This is a genomic window from Acinetobacter sp. YH12045 (genome assembly GCF_013419925.1).
GTDB lineage: Bacteria > Pseudomonadota > Gammaproteobacteria > Pseudomonadales > Moraxellaceae > Acinetobacter > Acinetobacter amyesii.
In genome coordinates this window covers 284,226-305,686 of sequence record NZ_VOZE01000001.1, presented here as the reverse complement: position 1 = coordinate 305,686, position 21,461 = coordinate 284,226, and the positions used below count along the sequence as shown (strand labels likewise).

21 protein-coding genes and 1 tRNA gene are annotated in these 21,461 nt (G+C 39.9%); 11 read left to right on the top strand and 11 right to left on the bottom strand.

The window, feature by feature from the left end; translation table 11 throughout:
- Window positions 1-34: 34 nt before the first annotated feature.
- Window positions 35-574 (bottom strand): HAD family hydrolase, encoded by a 540-nt coding sequence (locus FTU02_RS01625; RefSeq protein WP_078188762.1) that lies wholly within the window; start codon window positions 572-574, stop codon window positions 35-37.
- A gap of 4 nt (window positions 575-578) precedes the next feature.
- Window positions 579-1,556, bottom strand: a complete 978-nt coding sequence (locus FTU02_RS01620; protein WP_168377848.1) for an SIS domain-containing protein — start codon at window positions 1,554-1,556, stop codon at window positions 579-581.
- A 355-nt stretch (window positions 1,557-1,911) separates the two neighbouring features.
- On the opposite strand from FTU02_RS01620, the gene cysS reads away from it, so the two are divergent.
- The 3 genes from cysS (at window position 1,912) to FTU02_RS01605 (ending at window position 6,198) form a co-directional block, all read left to right on the top strand.
- Window positions 1,912-3,333 carry a cysteine--tRNA ligase gene (gene cysS / locus FTU02_RS01615; RefSeq protein WP_180155456.1) on the top strand — a complete coding sequence of 474 codons (1,422 nt, stop codon included), beginning with the start codon at window positions 1,912-1,914 and terminating at the stop codon, window positions 3,331-3,333.
- Between the two features lie 62 nt (window positions 3,334-3,395).
- Window positions 3,396-3,471: transfer RNA gene (locus tag FTU02_RS01610), tRNA-Gly, on the top strand.
- Between the two features lie 627 nt (window positions 3,472-4,098).
- Window positions 4,099-6,198: a TonB-dependent siderophore receptor gene (locus FTU02_RS01605; protein WP_180155454.1), complete on the top strand. Its 2,100-nt coding sequence runs from the start codon at window positions 4,099-4,101 to the stop codon at window positions 6,196-6,198.
- 86 nt (window positions 6,199-6,284) lie between these two features.
- On the opposite strand, the gene FTU02_RS01600 is transcribed toward FTU02_RS01605, so the two are convergent.
- A complete protein-coding gene (locus tag FTU02_RS01600) occupies window positions 6,285-6,560 on the bottom strand; it encodes a hypothetical protein (protein ID WP_078193570.1) in 276 nt (91 codons plus the stop codon).
- A gap of 419 nt (window positions 6,561-6,979) precedes the next feature.
- On the opposite strand from FTU02_RS01600, the gene FTU02_RS01595 reads away from it, so the two are divergent.
- A complete protein-coding gene (locus FTU02_RS01595; protein ID WP_180155452.1) occupies window positions 6,980-7,687 on the top strand; it encodes a glutamine amidotransferase in 708 nt (235 codons plus the stop codon).
- A gap of 66 nt (window positions 7,688-7,753) precedes the next feature.
- A complete protein-coding gene (locus tag FTU02_RS01590; protein WP_180027052.1) occupies window positions 7,754-8,383 on the top strand; it encodes a LysE family transporter in 630 nt (209 codons plus the stop codon).
- Between the two features lie 81 nt (window positions 8,384-8,464).
- On the opposite strand, the gene FTU02_RS01585 is transcribed toward FTU02_RS01590, so the two are convergent.
- Entirely contained in the window at window positions 8,465-9,061 is a 597-nt protein-coding gene (locus FTU02_RS01585) for a YceI family protein (RefSeq protein WP_180003836.1), read from the bottom strand.
- Window positions 9,062-9,430: 369 nt separating this feature from the next.
- Between FTU02_RS01585 and FTU02_RS16285 the strand changes: the two genes are divergently transcribed.
- The gene (locus FTU02_RS16285) at window positions 9,431-9,871 is read left to right on the top strand and encodes a hypothetical protein (protein ID WP_257223249.1); all 441 of its coding nucleotides are present in this window, start codon (window positions 9,431-9,433) and stop codon (window positions 9,869-9,871) included.
- A gap of 52 nt (window positions 9,872-9,923) precedes the next feature.
- On the opposite strand, the gene FTU02_RS01575 is transcribed toward FTU02_RS16285, so the two are convergent.
- The 4 genes from FTU02_RS01575 to FTU02_RS01560 all read right to left on the bottom strand — a co-directional run bounded on the left by FTU02_RS01575 (window position 9,924) and on the right by FTU02_RS01560 (window position 13,837).
- Entirely contained in the window at window positions 9,924-10,367 is a 444-nt protein-coding gene (locus FTU02_RS01575) for an N-acetyltransferase (RefSeq protein ID WP_227591806.1), read from the bottom strand.
- 187 nt (window positions 10,368-10,554) lie between these two features.
- On the bottom strand, window positions 10,555-10,770 hold the full coding sequence (locus tag FTU02_RS01570) for a hypothetical protein (RefSeq protein ID WP_078188774.1): 216 nt from the start codon (window positions 10,768-10,770) through the stop codon (window positions 10,555-10,557).
- 182 nt (window positions 10,771-10,952) lie between these two features.
- A complete protein-coding gene (tkt, locus tag FTU02_RS01565) occupies window positions 10,953-12,941 on the bottom strand; it encodes a transketolase (protein WP_180155450.1) in 1,989 nt (662 codons plus the stop codon).
- Window positions 12,942-13,411: 470 nt separating this feature from the next.
- Window positions 13,412-13,837, bottom strand: coding sequence for a pilin (locus FTU02_RS01560; protein WP_180155448.1), 426 nt, complete (start codon window positions 13,835-13,837; stop codon window positions 13,412-13,414).
- Between the two features lie 445 nt (window positions 13,838-14,282).
- Here FTU02_RS01560 and metK point away from each other — a divergent pair, with 445 nt between their 5' ends.
- From metK to FTU02_RS01535, 5 genes are all read left to right on the top strand, one after another.
- Window positions 14,283-15,449, top strand: a complete 1,167-nt coding sequence (metK, locus tag FTU02_RS01555) for a methionine adenosyltransferase (protein ID WP_078188779.1) — start codon at window positions 14,283-14,285, stop codon at window positions 15,447-15,449.
- A 169-nt stretch (window positions 15,450-15,618) separates the two neighbouring features.
- Window positions 15,619-16,059: an SMI1/KNR4 family protein gene (locus tag FTU02_RS01550; protein WP_180155445.1), complete on the top strand. Its 441-nt coding sequence runs from the start codon at window positions 15,619-15,621 to the stop codon at window positions 16,057-16,059.
- A 151-nt stretch (window positions 16,060-16,210) separates the two neighbouring features.
- Complete coding sequence (locus FTU02_RS01545; RefSeq protein ID WP_078193577.1) at window positions 16,211-16,555, top strand: hypothetical protein; 345 nt, start codon at window positions 16,211-16,213, stop codon at window positions 16,553-16,555.
- 146 nt (window positions 16,556-16,701) lie between these two features.
- Window positions 16,702-17,403 (top strand): VIT family protein, encoded by a 702-nt coding sequence (locus FTU02_RS01540; protein WP_180010154.1) that lies wholly within the window; start codon window positions 16,702-16,704, stop codon window positions 17,401-17,403.
- 136 nt (window positions 17,404-17,539) lie between these two features.
- Window positions 17,540-18,751 carry a YeeE/YedE family protein gene (locus tag FTU02_RS01535; protein ID WP_180155443.1) on the top strand — a complete coding sequence of 404 codons (1,212 nt, stop codon included), beginning with the start codon at window positions 17,540-17,542 and terminating at the stop codon, window positions 18,749-18,751.
- A 40-nt stretch (window positions 18,752-18,791) separates the two neighbouring features.
- Here the strand turns inward: FTU02_RS01535 and FTU02_RS01530 are convergent, their stop codons facing one another.
- The 3 genes from FTU02_RS01530 to FTU02_RS01520 all read right to left on the bottom strand — a co-directional run bounded on the left by FTU02_RS01530 (window position 18,792) and on the right by FTU02_RS01520 (window position 21,427).
- Entirely contained in the window at window positions 18,792-19,313 is a 522-nt protein-coding gene (locus FTU02_RS01530) for a hypothetical protein (RefSeq protein WP_180155441.1), read from the bottom strand.
- A 65-nt stretch (window positions 19,314-19,378) separates the two neighbouring features.
- On the bottom strand, window positions 19,379-20,158 hold the full coding sequence (locus FTU02_RS01525; protein WP_180155439.1) for a TIGR03915 family putative DNA repair protein: 780 nt from the start codon (window positions 20,156-20,158) through the stop codon (window positions 19,379-19,381).
- 9 nt (window positions 20,159-20,167) lie between these two features.
- The gene (locus tag FTU02_RS01520) at window positions 20,168-21,427 is read right to left on the bottom strand and encodes a putative DNA modification/repair radical SAM protein (protein WP_180106565.1); all 1,260 of its coding nucleotides are present in this window, start codon (window positions 21,425-21,427) and stop codon (window positions 20,168-20,170) included.
- Window positions 21,428-21,461: the final 34 nt, after the last annotated feature.

Sequence of the window (21,461 nt, the reverse complement as noted above, 5' to 3'; positions counted from 1 at the left end):
AGCGGAGATTCAATCCAGTGACTGCATCAATTTATTAATAAGGTGCACTTGCATATTTTTCAAGTAGTTCCTGGTATACACCTTTAGAAACTAAAAGCATATCGCAGATTTCACGAACAGCACCACGTCCACCCATCGCCTGCGTAACAAGATCTGCACGGCGACGTACTTCTAAATGTCCATTTGGTACGGTCACTTTCATCCCCGCAATAGCGAAGGCTGAAAGATCGGGCCAGTCATCGCCCATATATAGGCAATCTGAAGGATCAATACCAAACTGTGCGCAGGCTTCAGTCAAGGCAACGCCTTTATCTTCACGACCTTGAAAAACCAAGTCCACACCTAAGTCAGACATGCGTTTTTCAACAATATTACTTTTACGGCCAGTAATAATGATGACTTTGATACCCGCTTTTTGCACCAACTTCATGCCTAAGCCATCACGAATATCAAAAGATTTGATTTCATCGCCACTATTGGTCAACGTTACAAATCCATCACTTAAAATTCCATCTACATCCAGTACCAGTGCTTCTATGTGACGCGCTTGTTCTAGCAATACATACGATGCCATTTTCTTAATTTACCCCAGCCTGAATTAGGTCATGCATGCTGATAATCCCAATCACTTTATTGGCATCATCAACAACTACAAATTGTGTAATTTTCTTTTCGTTCATACGTTCTAAAGCATGTACCGCGCGTTCTTCTTGTGAAATGGTCAAAGGATTTTTAATCATCACTTCTGAGACTTTCATATTCACATCAAAGCCTTGCTGTTTATCAATCAAACGACGTAAGTCACCGTCGGTAAAGATACCCAATAATGTATCGTTTTCATCGACAATCGTGGTGAGTCCCAAACGTTTATTTGAAATTTCATACAGAACTTTATTCATGGGTGTCTCTGGCGACACTTTGGGTAAGTCTTCACCTGTATGCATGAGATGTTTTACATGCAATAACAAACGCTTACCCAACGCTCCAGCAGGATGAGAGCGTGCAAAATCATCTGAGGTAAAGCCACGTGCATCCAATAATGCAACTGCAAGGGCATCACCTAAGGCTAATGTTGCAGTGGTACTTGATGTCGGAGCTAGACCCAAAGGGCATGCTTCTTGAATATTACCCAAGGTCAATGCGACATCGGCATTTTGTGGCATTGGGCCTTTATTGTCGCCACTCATGGTAATTAGAGGAATGCCCAAATGTTTGATCAATGGCATCAGCATCATAATTTCATCACTCTTACCTGAGTTTGAAATTGCAATGAGCACATCACCTTTAACCAACATGCCCAAATCACCATGTCCAGCTTCACCCGGATGCATGAAGAAAGATGGCGTACCTGTCGAGGCAAACGTAGCGGCCATTTTACGACCGATATGACCCGATTTGCCCATACCAGTAATCACTAAACGCCCTTTGCACTGTAAAATGATTTCGCAGGCTTGGCTAAAACGATCATCTATTTGCGTCGCTAATACTTGTAAAGCATGCTCTTCAATACGCAAAGTTTCTAATGCGACTTTCTGAAAATCGACTTGATTCGGCATATTTGGTGGATTCAAAGTTGTTATACCTTAAGCCGTGAGAGGTGCGCTCTCACTTTCAAAATAAAAAATTTTCACAATTTTATCATATCTATGCAAATAGCACGTTTCCAAATGTATAAGAATTCATGAATTATGCAGAAAAGATGCATTTCTTCATTTTTATCTTACGGACAGATAAATTGAATTCAGCACTTGAATGAGATTCAGACCGAATCCAATTAACCTTCTACGCTATTTTTAGCAACGCAAAGACATCAAGCATTAAAAAATATCTGCTTTTTTGGGTTTTAACTTTATGAATAAAAATGCTTAGGTTAAGATGAGCCATCTTTTGGTAGAAACAATTTGAAGACCTATGCAACCTTTTGTTCTATATAACTCAGAGCAACGTAAAAAAGTAGAATTCGTACCTCGTAAAGAAGGACATATCGACATGTATGTCTGTGGAATGACTGTGTATGACTACTGTCATATTGGTCATGCTCGAGTTATGGTTGCATTTGACTATATTATCCGTTTCCTGCGCAGTCAGGGCTGGAGCGTTAAATACGTTCGCAACATTACCGATATTGACGATAAGATCATTGCCCGTGCCAATGAAAATGGCGAAAGCATTACTGCTTTAACCGACCGTTTTATTAAGGCCATGAACGAAGATGCTGCCAATTTAGGTTGTGCAGCACCTGATGAAGCACCACGTGCAACAGACTATATCGATCAAATGCAGAATATGATTGGTAGCTTGGTTAACAAAGGTACAGCATATCCATCTGCAAATGGCGATGTTTATTTTGAAGTTGAAAAGTTTGCCAAATATGGTCGTCTTTCGGGTCGTAAACTTGACGATATGCAGGCTGGTGCTTCTGAACGCGTTGATGTAGAAGTAGAAAAGAAACATCCTTTTGACTTCGTGCTTTGGAAACATGCCAAAGAAAATGAACCTTCTTGGGCTTCGCCTTGGGGCAATGGCCGTCCGGGCTGGCATATTGAATGTTCAGCGATGTCGACCTGCTGCTTAGGTAACCATTTTGATATTCATGGTGGCGGTTCAGACTTAACTTTCCCGCATCATGAAAATGAAATTGCGCAATCTGAGGCATCTACTGGCGAACAGTATGTTAATTACTGGATGCATGTCGGCTTTATTAATGTCGATGGCGAAAAAATGTCGAAGTCTTTAGGTAACTTCTTCACTATTCGTGATGTGATGGATAAATTCCACCCTGAAGTGATTCGCTTCTTTATTGTGTCATCACATTACCGTAGCCCAGTAAACTTCTCTGACACTGCTTTAAAAGAAGCGAAAAATACCCTTTCCCGTTTCTATCATTCATTTAAAGCTTATCAGCAAGTCTATGGTGAAAAAACCGTAGAAACTTTGGATGATGCTTTAGTTGAGCGCTTTAATACCGCTATGCGTGATGATTTCAACACCGCAGAAGCAATTGCGGTATTGTTTGAAGTCAACAAAGAATTGAACCGTGCCGTAAAAGATGAAAATGCTGAACAAGCGGCTGTGTATTATTCGACATTGCATCACTTGACCAATATTTTAGGTTTGGTGCAACACAATGTAGATGATTTCCTGAAATCTGATATCGGTCAGGAAGCATTAGGCTTATCAGAAGAACAGATTGAAGATTTAATTCAACAACGTAAAGATGCGAAAAAGGCTAAAGAATTTGCCAAAGCAGATGACATTCGTCAATCTTTACTGGATCAGGGCGTAGTTCTGGAAGATACACGTCAAGGTACTATTTGGCGTCGCGCTGATTAATTAAGCAAACAGAAGCATAGAGAGTTGACAGTTGCGTGAAATTCTCTATAATTCACCTCATTGCGGGAATAGCTCAGTTGGTAGAGCATAACCTTGCCAAGGTTGGGGTCGGGAGTTCGAGTCTCCTTTCCCGCTCCAGAATACGAAAAACCCTCATCGAAAGATGAGGTTTTTTTATGTCTAAATTTTTCTTCAGCGGCTTATTTTTAGATGTATTTACTCATGTTATACACATAAAAGTCATTTCGCATTTTTGAAATAATATTTAAGTCTATTCGACAGAGTCTTACATTTAAGGATTGAATACAGGGATTAGTCCTAAGCCGGAGGTACTCTTACGAAACGTTGCTTCTCATTCGGCAAAATGAGATTCGAAGCTTCGCAAGGAAAGCATCTTGCGGTGCAATGACTTCACTGACAAAACTCATTCATTACCGTCAAATTATTCAACGTATCGCAAAAACACTTTTGATTAGAAGTCGCCCTGTCTCAAACAACTGCGGATGACATTACCGCGTATCTTTATTATTTGAAGCAAAGTACGCTCCTGATGTTACTGCGTAACATCAGTGATTTATTATATTGTAGCGGCGTTTATAGGCCTTAATTTCTTCCCAACGATTAAGGCTTTCCTTATTGCAATATAACCTTTCGCCTACCTGTTAAAATATAATCTAACGAAATGCTCATCTAGGCTATTTTCCTCAATTTTTCTCCATAATTTTCCGTTATTCTTTGCCAAAATTACATTTGGACAACCAAATAATGCACGGCGCGCACACCACACTCAAACTGACCAGCTTAAGTTACGCATTACTTACGATCTCAACATCAATTTGGGCCGCAGATACTGTTCAAAATACGCAAGAATCTGCAGCAGTTCAGCAAATGGAAGCTTTAACATTTGAAGTTCCAACAGCAAGCACTAAGCCTAAAGACCCAGATATCAGTGCTGTCGCAAAAACTATTATAAGCCGTGATGAAATGTTGAAATTTGGCGATCAGTCCATCAATGATGCGCTGCGCCGTGCTGCAGGGTTTCAACTGCCCGGTGCTGGCGGTGGTCCTCGTGGTGGTGCAGGTGCTGGCGGCATGCGCTTTCGTGGTGGTGGCGCACCCGTGTTCTTAATCAATGGTGAACCTGTACAAGGTGGTCCTCGTGGTGGCATGTCAGTTGTTGATAGCATTACACCGGAAATGATCGAACGCCTTGAAATCACCAAGCAACCGAGCGTTGCTCAAGGCTCGGTTGCTTCTTCTGCAGTCATCAATATTATTTTAAAAGAACCATTGAATGGCACGCGCTTGAGTGGATCTGTACGTGCTGGTTATGGCCTAACCAAATCAAATACACGTGAAGAAGAACGCACCAATTTAAACTTTCAAATGGATGGTCGTTCAGACCCTTGGATCTATAGTTTATCTGGGAGCCAAATGTGGAATGATTCAGATACCCTCACCCGTACACAAGATGCAACAGGAACGAAAACCCAGAAACGCATCACCAATCGTACGTCGCAAATGTTAACCCCACGTGTTGAATATCAACTTGATGATCAACAAAAATTGGTCGCTGAAATGTTTTATCGCAACAATGAAAGCGAAGGCACAAGTGGCACCCAAGTCCAAAAAGATAAAAATGACAGCATTCGACTCAATACACGATATGAGCGTAAAGACCAAGGAAATTCAGACAAAATTCGCTTATCAATCGAACAGCAAAATGAAACGGAATTGACCGAATTCAGAGATTCTCAATCGTATATTGATGAACAAATTAATGAATATGGCTTAGGCTACGACGGTGTGCGCAAGTTCGACTCAAAACGCCAAATAAAATTTGGTACCGATCTACGTAGTAATGAACTTGAAAGCAATATTGCAGAGACCTTAGATGAACAATTGTATGCTGCCTATGTTGAAGGTAGTTGGAAATATACGCCGCGCCAAACCTTAACTTTAGGTGTACGCCAAGAGTGGATTGATCGTTCAGGTTTAGTTGATTATCAAGATCAGCATTTAAGTCCTGTATTAGCACACCGTTTTGACTTTAATGACCAATGGTCACTCCAAACCAATTTGAGTCAGGCTTTTAAAAACCCACGTAGTAATCAATTGATGCCGACTGTTTCAGTTTCTACAGATAGTGATGCAGGGACACTAAACAACCCTGATCGTGGTGGTAATCCAGACCTAAGACCTGAAACTATTAATGCTTACGAAACAACCTTAGGCTATAACACCCCTGCTGGCGGTGTAAATATCACTGCCTATTATCGAGAAATTAATGACTATATTGAAAAATCGATCCTGTCAGAAAATGCTACAGGCGGTCGTTGTGAAACAGGAAATACCGATTGCCGTTTTGTCGAACGTCCTTATAACCAAGACAGTGCAACCACCTATGGTGTGGAAATTGCTGGACGTTATGCACTGAAGCAAACGGAGAATGGTCATTCATTTATGTTGAATGCTCAGCTTTCAACTGTACGTGCAAAAATTGAAGAAACTGACGGCTCTGACCGTTTGGCAAGCGATGTTGCACCTTATACCGCAAGTGCTGGTTTATCTTATAATTATCAACCGTGGCGTATTGCAACAAGTGTGAACCTCAATTATACCCCTGAATATACACGTGCGCTGAGTAACGAACCGTACAATCGCACCAGCAATGAACGCGTCAATATGGATGTGAGTTTTACTAAACGCTTTGATCAAAATTGGTCTGCATCGGTGAATGCACGTAATATTCTCAGCTCAGATTATAAAGAAGCGTTAAAAGAACAAAGTTCTGGCGCGCTATACCAATCTCGTATCAATGAAGCAATTCCAAGCTTTATGTTTACCTTAGAAAAGAAATTCTAAACCGTTTCTAAGAGACTTCTAAGAGATTTAAAATAAAAAACCGATACGAACAACGAATCGGTTTTTTATGCGTACACGACCGCAAACTAGCGCTCAATTGCCTTCAACATTTTCGCAATTTTTAGGGTATGTTCCTTCTGCCCTTTTTTCTCTAAGACCTTTTGCTCAACCCACCATAAATATTCAAAAATTTCTGATTCACTTGAATCCTCTTGAATTAATTTAAAAATATTGGGCAAATAATCATCATATTCATCACGTAAAGCAGGAATACGGCGAATCCCTAAAGGATCCCATTCCTTCAATAAAATTTTATGTATCGCATGCAAGAGACTGGCATCTCGATTATGTTTTGACTGCATACAAGTTCCCTGGCTTATATTTTTTTACTTTTAAAATCAGTTATCTAATTATGTGATGATATTAAAAGAAAAATGAACTGTTGTTTGTCGAAGATTTCATCATACGCATCTCTAAACGCTTTTCCATTGGTTTTTCATCTTTTTTTTATACTAAACCAAAGCTTTATCAAAATTTCATGCACTTTTTCTCATAAATTTTACCAATAAAGCCTTTCGGGAATCCCCTAATTCACAATACAAAGGTTTTAAATGCTAAGTTCAACGATCGAACCTAATCATTCAAAGAAAAAAACAATATGCTTCAGCCAACTTCTATATTTATCTCTTTTCGCAATTGTGAAAAATTTACAGTTTTCCTTTTTAATCTCCGACAATTCAAGCTACATTCTATTTTGAAATTTTAATCCTGAAAAATCCCTATGAGTACTGCATTAAACGAAACCATTTACGTCATTCAACACCTTGCATTTGAAGATTTGGGTTCATTGGAAGATGTATTTTATCAACTGGGTTATCGGGTGAGATACTTCGAAGCTGGTGTCGATGACCTCAGTAAAGCTATGCAACATACAGGGCTTACCATCATTTTGGGCGGCCCGATCGGAGTTTATGAAACTAATGACTACCCTTTCCTACAAAAAGAAATAGACTTACTTAAAGTACGTTTAAAGAGTAATTTACCGACTTTAGGCATTTGCTTAGGTGCTCAACTAATTGCACACGCATTGGGAGCGAAAGTTTATCCAGGTCATAGCAAAGAAATCGGTTGGAGCTACCTAGAGCTAGATGCCATTACTCACAATATTTTAGCGCCATTAGATCAAGTGCCTGTACTGCATTGGCATGGTGATACCTTTGATTTACCTGTAAATGCACAGCTGCTAGCTAGCTCGACAATATACCCGAATCAAGCGTTTAGCTATGGGCCCAATATTTTAGCCCTACAGTTTCATATTGAAGCAGAAACACAGGCCATGGAAAAATGGCTAATTGGGCATACATGTGAACTGCATAAAGCACAAATTAACATCCCAAATTTGCGCATGGAAAGCCAACAACAAGCACCTCATTTAGAACGTGTTGCTCCCCTTATTTTGCAACAATTTTTACAACAGCTTGAGCTTTAAAACAGCTATTAATTTAAAGCTAAATGGCTTATAACGGTTGCACTTCAAAACGTATAAGCCATTAGAATGACTCCCTTACTCAGCATTGCGCTCATCCACTTTTTTGCTCTCATCAGCCCAGGCCCAGACTTCTTTTTTGTCACTCAAAGTGCTATTCGACAATCCAGATCACATGCATTATTTGCCGCATTAGGTATATCACTCAGTATTTTAGTTTGGTCAATTTGTGCAATAAGTGGCTTACATTTTCTATTTCAAAAAATGGCTTGGTTACAACAATGCCTCATGATTTTGGGTGGCCTATATCTTTTATATTTAGGCACTCAGTTATTAAAGTCTGCGTGGAGTAAAGATCTAGGTACGCGTACAAAGCCAACCGAGCAAGCAGTACAGAAAAAATCGCCTTTGACGCTGTTATTCCAAGGTTTCTTGACCAATATGGCCAATCCTAAAGCATTGGTTTATTTCAGTAGTGTATTTTCTATTGGGATCAGTGCAAAGGTCAGTATTTTTGATCAAAGCTCTTTATTGGCTTTAGTCTTTATTGAAAGTTTGATTTGGTTTGCATTGGTTGCGGTCTTATTCTCAGCGCCTAAAATGACCCTTTACTATCAAAAATTTAGTAAAAAAATTGACGCAATTACCGGTGGAATTTTTATCAGTTTTGGCTGCCTGTTACTGATCAATCGCGATTGATCAAGCACCAATTAAATATCTGCCAAACATAAAAAAGCACCCAAATGGGTGCTTTCCTAACTTAGCTGAGGGAGCTAAATCTTATTTCGCTGCTGCCTTTGCTGTAGACACAGCCGCTTCAGTCGTAATATTTACCGTAATTTTGTCGCCTACATTCGGTACATATGCACCGACACCAAATGCTGAACGATCAAAAGAAGTCGTTGCATTGAAACCAATCGTTTCCGCCTTAGTCATTGGGTGAACGGCTTGCTTGTTCAATACAGCGTCCAATACCACTGGTTTAGTCACATTTTTAACTGTTAAATCACCCGTGATTTTGTATTTAGTTTTGCTGATCGCTTGAACTTTTGTACTTTTAAACGTGATATTTGGATACTTTTCAGCATCAAAGAAATCAGCTGTTTTTAAATGATCATCTAATGCTTTGACATTGGTATTTAAGCTTGATAATGGAATCGTCACGTTCACAGACGAATTTGCAGGTTTTGCATGATCGACATTAATTGTCCCTTGAATGTCACTAAAGTTTGCAGAAGGCGTTGAGAAACCAAAATGATTCCAAGTAAATACTGTTGCTGTATGAGTAGGATCAATTTGATAGGCAACAGGTTTTGCCATAGAAATTGTTGTAACTGATGCTACCGCCAAACCGATTGTTAATGCTTTAAAGTTCATGTTTTTATCTCACTTTCGAATACCATTAAGTCTATAGGTTTTTAGCCGTATTACAGCTTTAAAGATAAAACGTTTTGTTGCATGTTTAGAACGATAGTTTTGTAAAATCTGTAGCAGCATCTACAACCACTCTCAATTATTAAATTTCCCATATATTTCAAATAATTAATAATTTAATTGATCCATGAGTTATTTATCCTAAATTTAGGAAACATCAACCTATCTGAGTCGTAGGTTTTCTAAACAAATCCACTTAAGATTTTTAGACATCATAAAAATCTGAGTACCCAAAAATGACAGAACAATCGCTGGCTATTGAAAAAGCCTTAAACACAAAAAACTCCCAAAGATGTCGTTTTGGCATTTCTTATGAATACTTCAAAAGAACTCGTCGAAAATGCAACTCAGCTGTTGGTTGCAGAAGATGCGGCGTATGTTTCCCTAAACTTCAGCAACCCAGAACTGAAACAAATTGAGCCGTGGGCTGGGTCTGGCACAGGCAGAGCCATCTATATTTATACCTTTGCCAACGTCGGGACCTACTGGAATATCGACGACTTTCAAATCACCGATATGATCGCTGAAGATGAAACTGTAGCTGTATTTGGTCAATTCACCTACACCTCAGTCTATGCAAAAAATACTTTCACCTCGCCTTTTTCAATTAAAGCCAAAGTTCAAAACGGTTTAATCAGCTTTTTCCAATTTATGGAAGATACCTATGCCTCTGCATCATCATTCCGCGTAGGTGGAGAATGGATCATTCAGCAAGATGCTGACTCAGCTAAAAACTTTAAAGTTTCAGCTTAATACTGAGATGCGCAAAAGCTGCTGTTGATTTGGAATAGCTTTTTACATTGAGTTAATGACAGCGGTATTGGATAAATCCGGTTTTTCTCGCGATTTGATCATACAGCTTTTGCGCAGTTTCATTGTCCTGATGCGTAAGCCAATACACACGGTCACACTGCCGCTGATCACAATATTCTTTCACTTTCGCGATCAGCGCCTTGCCAATACCCTGCCCGCGATATTCTTCAAGCGTATATAAATCTTGCAAATAGGCATAAGGCTGCAATGTCCAGCAGCTCTCATGTTCTATGACATGCACGATCCCAACCACTTGATGTTCAATTACGGCTGCAAAGCCATACATATGTTCGCACTCAGCAGCATGTAACCTTTGCCATGTTCGCTCGGTCACTGCATCCGCCACCTGACTTTTATAAAATTCTAAATACAGCTCCCAGAGCGGCTGCCATTGGCTTTTTGAAATTTCAGTTAAATTTTTAATTTGTATTTGCACGTTCAATGGCTTTTTTAAATGATCACTGGATTTTTATAACTGAAATAAAGCTTTTTGTGTTGAAAACACTGTATTTTATGCGCTCTTTTTAAACATGATGAGTCTTGAAAGAACGTTTTCTTATCTGTTTTATAAATACGATAGGCAAATAAAAAGCCCGAAGATTCGGACTTTTTAACCATTCAGCTTATAGCTTTTCAACCAAGATCCGATCTACCTGCTTTAAACCTGTATGCTTTTCATGGTTCTTACGGCGAATCTTAATCACTTTGTCTTCTTGCAAATCTTGCAACATCAACTCTACTGCAACCATGGCTTCAAGCTCTAAGTCTGTGCCAATCCATTTCTGTTCACCAGCATCCATCAGTACAATTTCATCATTTATCTGATCATAAAGGCTCATCGTTTCCTCACTTGGGGCAACATTGCACCCGTGGCTGAATACTGCATGAATGAATTAATTTTAAACCAATGCTTTAATTCATTCGTTACAAATCGTTATTTCACAATTTAAAATAAATTTAATCTCTGCAATAAAAAACGCCCCTTCTCTGGGGCGTCTTTATTACGGTTAATCTTTACAGATTAAGCGGTAATTTCTTTCACAGCAGCAACAACAGCATCAGCAGTAATACCAAAGTGTTGATACAAGTCTTTTGCTGGAGCAGATTCACCGTAAGTCGTCATACCGATTACACGACCATCAAGACCAACAAATTTCCACCAGTAGTCCACATGCGCAGCTTCAACAGCAACACGCGCACGGATCGCAGCAGGAAGAACCGCTTCACGGTAAGCAGCGTCTTGTTTTACGAATTCTTCAGCACATGGCATAGAAACAACACGTACGCCGTCAAGCTGTGCGTAAGCATCCATTGCCAATGAAACTTCTGAACCAGTCGCAATGATGATTGCTTTCAATTCGCCTTTTTCTTTTGCAAGTACATAACCGCCTTTCGCAACGTCAGCAATTTGATCTGCTGTACGAGTTTGGAATGGCAAGTTTTGACGAGAGAAGATTAACGCTGTAGGGCCTTCTGAACGAAGTAGCGCAGATTTCCAAGAAATAGACGCTTCTACAGTGTCACATGGACGCCAAGTGTTTAGGTTTGGTGTACCACGTAAAGATGCAATTTGCTCTACAGGTTGGTGTGTAGGACCATCTTCACCTAGACCAATTGAGTCATGGGTATACACATGAATCACACGCTGTTTCATCAATGCAGACATACGTACTGCATTACGCGCATATTCCATGAACATTAAGAATGTTGCTACATAAGGAACGAAACCGCCATGCAGCGCTACACCGTTCGCAATCGCAGTCATACCGAATTCACGTACGCCGTAATGAACGTAGTTACCCGCTGGGTTAGATTCAACGCCTTCTGCGCCTTTCCATAAAGTCAGGTTAGAGCCTGCAAGGTCAGCAGAACCACCTAGAATTTCTGGAAGCTGTGGTGCAAATGCTTGAATGGCATTTTGGCTAGCTTTACGAGTAGCAATTGTTTCAGCTTTAGCATTTACTTCAGCAATATAAGCATCCGCTTTTGCTGCGAAGTCAGCAGGTAATTCACCAGAAAGACGACGTTTTAGTTCAGCTGCTTCTGCTGGATATTTAGCAGCATAAGCAGCAAATGTGTCGTTCCAAACAGATTCAGAAGCAGTACCTTTGGCTTTTGCATCCCAAGCTGCATAAACATCAGCAGGAATTTCAAATGGACCTTCTGTCCAGCCCAAAGCTTCACGAGTTAAAGCGATTTCATCATTACCAAGCGGCGCACCGTGGCAATCTTCTTTACCTTGTTTGTTTGGCGAACCTAAACCAATAATGGTTTTACAGATAATTAAGGTTGGTTTCGCAGTTTCAGCTTTTGCTTCAACAGTTGCCGCACGGATTGCATCTGCATCATGACCGTCAACTTTAAGCACTTGCCAACCGTATGCCAAGAAACGCTGTTCTGTGTCGTCAGAGAACCAACCTTCTACTTCACCGTCAATCGAGATGCCGTTGTCATCGTAGTAAACAACTAATTTACCCAGACCCAAAGTACCAGCCAATGAACATGCTTCGTGAGAAACACCTTCCATTAAACAGCCATCACCTAAGAAACAGTAAGTGTTGTGATCTACAACTGTGATGTCTTCTTTGTTGAATTGAGCCGCTAAAGTTTTTTCAGCTAGTGCAAAACCTACAGCGTTTGCAATACCTTGACCCAATGGACCTGTGGTTGTTTCAATACCCGGTGCATAGCCCAATTCTGGGTGACCTGGAGTTTTAGAATGCAATTGACGGAAAGATTTTAAATCTTCAATAGACAGGTCATAACCTGTTAAGTGCAATAGCGCATATTGCAACATAGAGCCATGGCCGTTTGACAATACGAAACGGTCACGGTTTGCCCATTGTGGGTTTGCAGGGTTGTGGTTGAGGAATTCACGCCATACCACATCAGCAATATCTGCCATCCCCATTGGAGCACCTGGATGTCCTGAATTTGCTTTTTGCACAGCATCCATTGCCAATACACGAATTGCGTTTGCAATACGACGTTCGTTAAGCGGGGTTGTCATAGGTCAGAGTCCAAACAAATGGTTTAAAAGAGTAAGATGAATAAGAATTCAAAGATGCGCATATTGTCTTAAAAAAAGCGGAATGGGTAAAGCCTCAGGGGCAAATTTTCGCTAATTATTCCTGCACCACCTGTATTTTGGGCGCTTATTGCTCAATTTCAAGCCTATGCATGTCGTTTATTTTGTATACAGTGACGCTTTTATATGGCGAATCAATGACAGCGCAATGCATATTTAGAGTTTAGTGGCGAAAGCAAACGCTTCGTAATTGATAAAAGTCCAATACATCGAATGGAAATTGTGAATATAAATAGCAGCCAAAGCCGATCCAGATAAATGGCCATTAGAAATATGAAATATGAAATATATTCAATAAAAAAACCTATGAATATTTATGAAACTCTAAGAGCATACTCATCCCTGTGAAATCAACACTGATCCAATATCTTCGAGACCCTAGATACAGAACTTTAGATACCACGACATGTAGCAGGTAAATTTCGCTGCGAAATATCATCCGATTGACAATTCCAAGCACCATTTAAATCATCTGGAATATTAAAATAGATCTGCTTTGAGCGAAGAGCAAAATTGACATCTGTTGATTTAAACGTAAAAACCACTGAACACGTTCCTGCCACATCAATAATGTCACTACTCGCAATATATTTGGTACTGATACTTTCATTCAGCGCTGTATTCAAATCTACACAGCTTTGTTCCTCTGAATAATTTTCAATCAGTTTCAATTTATAGGATGAAATCATTGTTAAAACTTCAGCCACTTGCGCTCGAGCGACATAGCCATTGTAAGATACAGTAGCAATTGCAGCCAAAATGCCGATAATTGCCACTACCATCATGATTTCAATGAGTGTAAAACCAGACTGTTTCATTACGTTTCCCCATTCAACGTAATGACAACTAGGCAATTTGCGTACCAAGTCTCAAAAGTCCGCATTTATTGTGTTTTATTTTTTCAAATTAAACGAATAATTGTCGTTTACAGTCATATTCTGGCAGTTCATGACATTCATTATTGATAAATCTCAGGATATTGATTTGATTTTTTCTTATAATTGATTCACTTAAAATGCCACTTTAGGCATTTTAACGCCTAATCACATTGTTGCTTGTGCCAAAACAAAATATCTCTGTTTTATCTCATCATAAAAAATTAAATTGATAAATCCATAGCTCATATCAATTTTTTAGATGCCTATATCAATTAAAAAGTCATTGAAATGAATTAATTTCATCCAATTTGGTCATGTTAAGCTAGTCCTAAACGCTTTCTCGATGTAACATATTGCGTCTTTAAATTTAACTGTGATAGGACTTATGCGCGAGTACGCTGTATTTACCTCGGAATCTGTAAGCGAAGGCCATCCGGATAAAATGGCTGACCAAATCAGTGATGCTATTTTGGATGCAATCTTAAAAGAAGACCCATATGCACGGGTTGCTTGTGAAACGCTTGTAAAAACGGGTGCGGTTGTACTTGCCGGTGAAATCACAACAACTGCAAATGTAGACTTTGAAGCGATTGTTCGTAATACCGTAAATGGTATCGGATATCATCATTCAGATCTTGGCTTTGATGGTTCAACTTGTGCCGTGATCAACATGATCGGTAAACAATCACCTGAAATTGCTCAAGGTGTAGACCGTCAAAAACCTGAAGATCAAGGTGCAGGCGACCAAGGTTTAATGTTTGGATATGCAAGCCGTGAAACTGATGTGCTTATGCCAGCACCGATTTCATATGCGCATCGCTTAATGGAAAAACAAGCTGAACTACGTAAACAAGGCAAACTTGCTTGGTTACGTCCCGATGCAAAAAGCCAAGTAACATTTGCTTATGAAAATGGCATGCCAGTTCGCTTAGACGCAGTTGTACTTTCAACTCAGCACGATCCAAAAATTACCCAAGCTCAATTGAAAGAAGCGGTAATTGAAGAAATCGTGAAAAAAGTGATTCCTGCTGAAATGTTCCATGCAGACACTAAATTCCACATCAACCCAACAGGTATGTTCGTCATTGGCGGCCCTGTAGGTGACTGTGGTTTAACAGGCCGTAAAATCATTGTAGATACTTACGGTGGTATGGCTCGTCACGGTGGTGGCGCGTTCTCTGGTAAAGACCCATCAAAAGTTGACCGTTCTGCTGCTTATGCAGGTCGTTATGTTGCTAAAAACATTGTGGCTGCTGGTTTGGCTGACAAATGTGAAATTCAAGTGTCATATGCGATTGGTGTTGCAGAACCAACATCTATCTCGATCAACACATTCAATACCGCAAAAGTATCTGAAGATTTGATTATTGCACTTGTACGTGAACACTTTGACTTACGTCCATACGGTATTACTCGTATGTTGAACTTGATCCAACCGATGTACCAACAAACTGCTGCGTATGGTCACTTCGGTCGTGAAGGTTCTGATACCGCATTCACATGGGAAAAAACTGACAAAGTGGAAGCGCTTAAAGCATCTGCTGGTCTTTAATCTTAATAGATTAATTTCCCAAAAAAGCCTGCATTGATTGCAGGCTTTTTTATGCCCCATATGTTCATAAATAAAATATTTAGGATAAAAATAACGAGTGTAAAAAATATTGACTAAAATTTACGCCTAGCTTATTCATAAAACACCAAAATAATTTAAGAACAACATCATGCCCTTTCCATTAGACTTAAAATTTATTACGGCAACTGAAGAACAATTAGGATTTAAGTTTCCAGAAAAATATAAAGCCAAAATGCAAATTGAAAATGGTGGCGAATTCGGCATTAGCTTTTCTAGCGCGGATGAATTTAAAGATGGTGATGACATCGAAGCATGGTGGCTTTTCCCCTTCCAAGACACCAGCGATGTGAAAAGAATAAAACGTACAACGAATCATCTAGCCGCAGAACATCAATCCATCAGTGAAATCGAAGACTTCCCTGAAAACAGCATTGCTATTGCACATAACGGCGATGGCGATTATTTATTGATGCGTACGATAGACGATACACAATTGGGGGAAGAAATATATTTATGGCGCCATGAAGACAGTGAATTTATCTATCTACTTGTTAACTCAATTGAAGAATTATTTACTCAAAACCCTTAACGCCATAAGCAGATATAAAGCCTTTCAAAATACAAAACAAGCTGGATAAAATTACACTAAATCAACAATTTTTGATCGATTTTTGAATATTTTTTCAGCTAATATAAATTCAGCCCATGCTACGGGCATAACAAAAAAAGGAAAGATCAAAATGAATAAATTACTTGTTGCTTTAGGTTTGGCTGCAACTGTTGCACTTGTTGGCTGTAATAAAGACAAAGCGCCAGAAACAGGTGCAACAACTGGTGAACACCTAGAAAACGCTGCTGACCAAGCAGGCCATGACATCGCTGATGCAACTTCAGATGCGGCAACTGCGACAGCTACTGCTGTTGATAATGCTGCAACTGCAACTGCGACAGCAGCCGAAAATGCTGCAGAAAATGCTGAAGCTGCTGCACACAATGCCAAAGAAGCAGCTAAAGACGCAACTGCTGCAACAGCAGGTGCTGTTGAACAAGGTGCAGCTGACGTGAAAGAAAAAGCGCAGCAATAAGCATTTTATAAAAAAAGCACCTTCGGGTGCTTTTTTTACATCTGTATTTTATTCAACTTACTGTTTCAATCTATTTTTAACTTGAAATTTAACTGATGTCAGGTCAATCTTATGAGGTCATATAAATAACAAACTTAGAGAAAATAATGTCTTACTCACATCATGCCGAAAAACATTTTATGGAACGTACAGGTTGGCTACGTGCATCTGTACTCGGTGCAAATGATGGCATTATCTCCGTTACTAGTTTAATTATGGGCATGGCTGCAAGTGGTGCTTCTAGCCATACCTTACTCATTACCTGCATTGCAGGACTCATCTCTGGTGCAACCTCTATGGCGGCGGGCGAATATATCTCTGTGAAATCTCAAGAAGACGTCGAAAAAGCAGATCTTCACATGGAGCATAAAGAACTACAAAAGAACCCTGAGCTAGAACTTAAAGAACTTACCCAAATTTATATTCAACGTGGTTTAGAGCCTACACTGGCCCATGAAGTCGCAGTCCAATTAACTGCACATGATGCACTTGAAGCCCACGCCCGAGATGAAATTGGAATCCATGACAATACAGCAGCAAAACCCGTTCAAGCAGCGCTATCATCGGCTTTAGCCTTTTCAATTGGTGCAATATTTCCGATGGTTGCGATCTTGATCAGTGCTGACATGCATATTGAAAAAACCGTTATGGCTGTTGGCGTGATTTCCCTAGCACTCCTCGGTGCTTTAGCCAGTTATGCAGCTGGCACTTCTATGTTGAAAGGCAGTCTACGTGTTGCGCTTTGGGGCATTGCAGCCATGCTATTTTCTAGTTGGATTGGTTCTTTATTTAATGTAAATCCAGTTTAATGCAAACATTAATCAGTTTTGCAAATATGTTAAATCAATTATACACAGCAATGATTGTGTGATTTTTCAACAATATTCATTTTTACAATATATAAAAACCGTAAAATAGAGATACATTTTTTAAGCTTTTTTCTCCATGTCTGTTATTGCTGCGCCAGCCAATCGATCCAATATATCGATTTGGGTGGCTTTTGTTTTATTAATTTTAGGCACCATTGGTGCTTATCTGGTTGTAGGCGTTAACCAAGCATTGCTATTTTTAATTGGCGGTGCTTTGGGTATGACCCTTTATCACGCATCTTTTGGTTTTACCTCAAGTTGGCGTGTCTTTATTAAAGAGCGTCGTGGTCGTGGCTTGCGTGCACAAATGATCATGTTGGCTTTGGCTGTACTGCTCTTCTTCCCTGCTTTAGGTGCAGGTGAATTATTTGGCAACCCAGTCAAAGGTAACGTTAATCCTGTTTCAATGTCCGTGATGATCGGTGCCTTTATTTTTGGTATTGGTATGCAACTTGGCGGCGGCTGTGCATCAGGTACCCTGTACACTGTGGGCGCAGGTAGCGCACGTATGATTGTAACGCTGATCTTCTTCTGTACAGGTTCATTGATTGCAACTTCACATATTCAATGGTGGTTTGACCTTCCCCACTTTGAGCCGATTTCTTTAGTCAAAAGCTTTGGTGTAGTTCCTGCACTGGCATTAAACTTTGTGCTTTTTGCAATCATTGCCGCAGCAACAGTTTACTTTGAAAAGAAACGCCATGGTCAGCTTGAAGTTGAACCGCAAGCAATGCAACACGGCTGGAAACGTTTTCTACGTGGACCATGGCCATTGGTTTGGGGCGGAATTATCCTGACTTTACTAAACTTTGCCACACTCGCACTTGCAGGCCGTCCTTGGGGCGTGACCTCTGCCTTAGCTGTTTGGGCAGCAAAATCAGCAAGTATCATGGGGATCGATGTTGCATCTTGGGCATATTGGCAGCAACCTGCAAATGCCAAAGCACTGACCGAATCATTATGGTTTGATATCACGTCGATGATGAATTTCGGCATCATGCTCGGTGCATTACTTGCAGCGAGCCTAGCAGGCAAATTTGCACCGAACTTTAATATTCCAAAACGTTCACTGCTAGCAGCTGTGATCGGTGGTTTGATGTTAGGTTATGGCGCACGTTTAGCATACGGCTGTAACATTGGAGCGTATTTCAGCGGTATTGCTTCAGGTAGTTTACATGGTTGGTTATGGTTAGTATTTGCCTTCATTGGGAACGGTATCGGCGTCAAACTACGTCCAATCTTCTTCCCTGGCGAACGTCCACAACCTGAAAAACTTACAGGCTGCTAATTTCTGTGAAATAAAAAGTCCCTCAAATGAGGGGCTTTTTTTAATCTTTCAGTGCGCCTTTTAGATTACAACCATATTGCATGGTTTCTTGTGCCTGTTTGTATGTGGTATAGCGGTTGATAATAAAATCATAAAATTGGTCAGCATTCGCAAACACCTGACTCAAATCTTCATTTGCGGCATTTGGCAGTTTAACGTCTTTCACCAAGGCCAAGTTCACATGTCCGAGATGATACATTTCAGAAAAATAATGATTCATTACTTCGCAATAGGCAATTTTGGAGCTTTTTAAAGCGGTATTAGCAACAAAATGCTGATTTAAAGTTTTTAAGTTCTGAACATCTAAAGCGGATTGATCTGAAAAAGCCATACTTTCTACTTTTTTTAGTTGACTAAAATCGGCTGCTAGAGTCTGATTTAATTGTTCAAAGCGTTGTTGTAATCCCGCTGTATCGGCAACTTGATAACTTTGCGGATTGAATGTTTTCTTTTCTTGTTCATTTGCAGAACACGCCGTTAATGCCATTGTCGTCAGAATGGTCGTAACAAGAAATAATTTCATCAAAGTCTCACTTAAACAATCAAAAGCTCGATCATTATGCCCGAAAACAACTAGATGATTCACACTTAAATCGCTTTCTCATTCATATAACGCCAATAACGACGTGGCACATACTGCACATGTAATTTCATATTACGTCGGGCTTCAATATTGACACTTCTAAAATAATCTTTCCAAAGCTGATCATACAAAACCTCATCATCATCCAGTTCGATATTAAAGGATTGACTATGGCCTGATTGTATTTGCCTATCTATGGTTGTGGCATCCATATCCACTTGATGCACCTGTTTTAAATCATAATAAATGCCATAATTGCGTTTTTCATCGTAAATCAGCCAACGTTGATCTTGATAGCGTGATTTGAAATGCCGTTCGATCAAAGGCAATACATTAAAGTCAGGTGAGACTAAACTGATAAACAAGCCATCCTGACATTTTTTAAAGCGCACAAAAGCTTCCATTCGGTGCTTTTCACGCCCCACTTGCTTCGCCCATTGGCTCATCCCTAATACATCAGCATGGCCATAGTTTTTAGACACATCACGCTGTTGCTGGAACACATAAATCACAAAATTAAAACAATGCTGAAAAGCCTGCTGCTGCTCGGATAAAAACGCATAATAAAACTGCTTCAAAGCACTTTCAGATGCTTTAAGCTTTAATCCTTGCCATACCCGCTGTGCTTGTTCATCGTGACTAGCCACATCAATGACTTCGGCGAAAAGACCTGCCTGCACTTGCCCATCGGTACAAATCTGAATGTCAAATTGCTTAAATTGAAAGGCCCGAAAAACACAACTTAAAAATCCTGTCATCGTGCCATCAAAGACATAAATACTCACGACTGTATCCTAAAAACCTAAGTTCAATTGTGGAGAAATTTGCTGCGTATATTTCGACTGGCCACTTTGCAAAATCTGCTGTCTTATTTGATGAGGCTGTTGTTCACGAATAAATTTAGGTGAATCTTCACAGCGTATAAAGTGCTGCGCCCTATTGTAGGAAATACCCATACGTTTTAATTGGTCGATATGAATTTTACCAAAACGTCGTGCTTGAACAATTTTTTTAGCAGAACGCACACCGATGCCCGGCACACGTAAGATCATTTGATATTCAGCACGATTGATATCCACGGGAAATTGCTCGGGATGACGCAGTGCCCACGCTAATTTAGGGTCAATGTCCAATTCTAAATTTGGATGTTCTTCATCGACCAACTCTGTCGCTTCAAATCCATAAAAACGCATTAACCAGTCACTTTGATACAGCCGATTTTCTCGTAATAAAGGTGGCGCAGACCCCACAGCTGGCAGCGCACGCTCCTCTTCATTAATTGGAATATAACCCGAATAATACACACGCTTGAGCTTAAACTCTTTGTAATGACGGTCTGCCATCAGTATTACATCACGGTCAGACTCTTGATGTGCGCCCACCACCATTTGCGTCGTTTGTCCTGCGGGTACAAATTTAGGAACTGTGCGTATTATTTTTCGTTCATCTTTGAATTGAATCAAACGATCTCGCACGATACCTAAATCTTTTTGGACTTCAACATGACTTTTTTCAGGTGCAAATTTTTTTAAACCATCTTCTGTCGGCATTTCTAAATTAATGCTCATACGGTCGACATATAAACCTGCTTCGGTAATGATTTCCTGAGATGCCCCCGGAATGGTCTTCAGATGAATATAACCATTAAAATTTTCTTCTAAACGCAGTTTTTTTACCACCTGCAACATACGTTCCATGGTGTAATCCGCAGATTTAAAAATCCCCGAACTTAAAAATAGCCCCTCAATATAGTTCCGACGATAAAAATTCATAGTCAAATCGACCACTTCCTGTACCGTAAATGCTGCGCGCTTTACGTCGTTACTTCGACGGGATACACAATATGCGCAGTCAAAAATACAGACATTAGAAAATAGAATTTTTAATAACGAAACGCAGCGGCCATCTTCTGTATAGCTATGGCAAATACCGTTTCCAGTATTACCCAGACCTTTGTCTTTATTTTGACGCTTGCTACCACTCGAAGAACATGAGACATCATATTTGGCAGCATCGGCTAAAATTTGCAGTTTTTCACGGATACGTTCAGACATGGGAGAATTATAAAATTTAAAGTGAACACAGCAT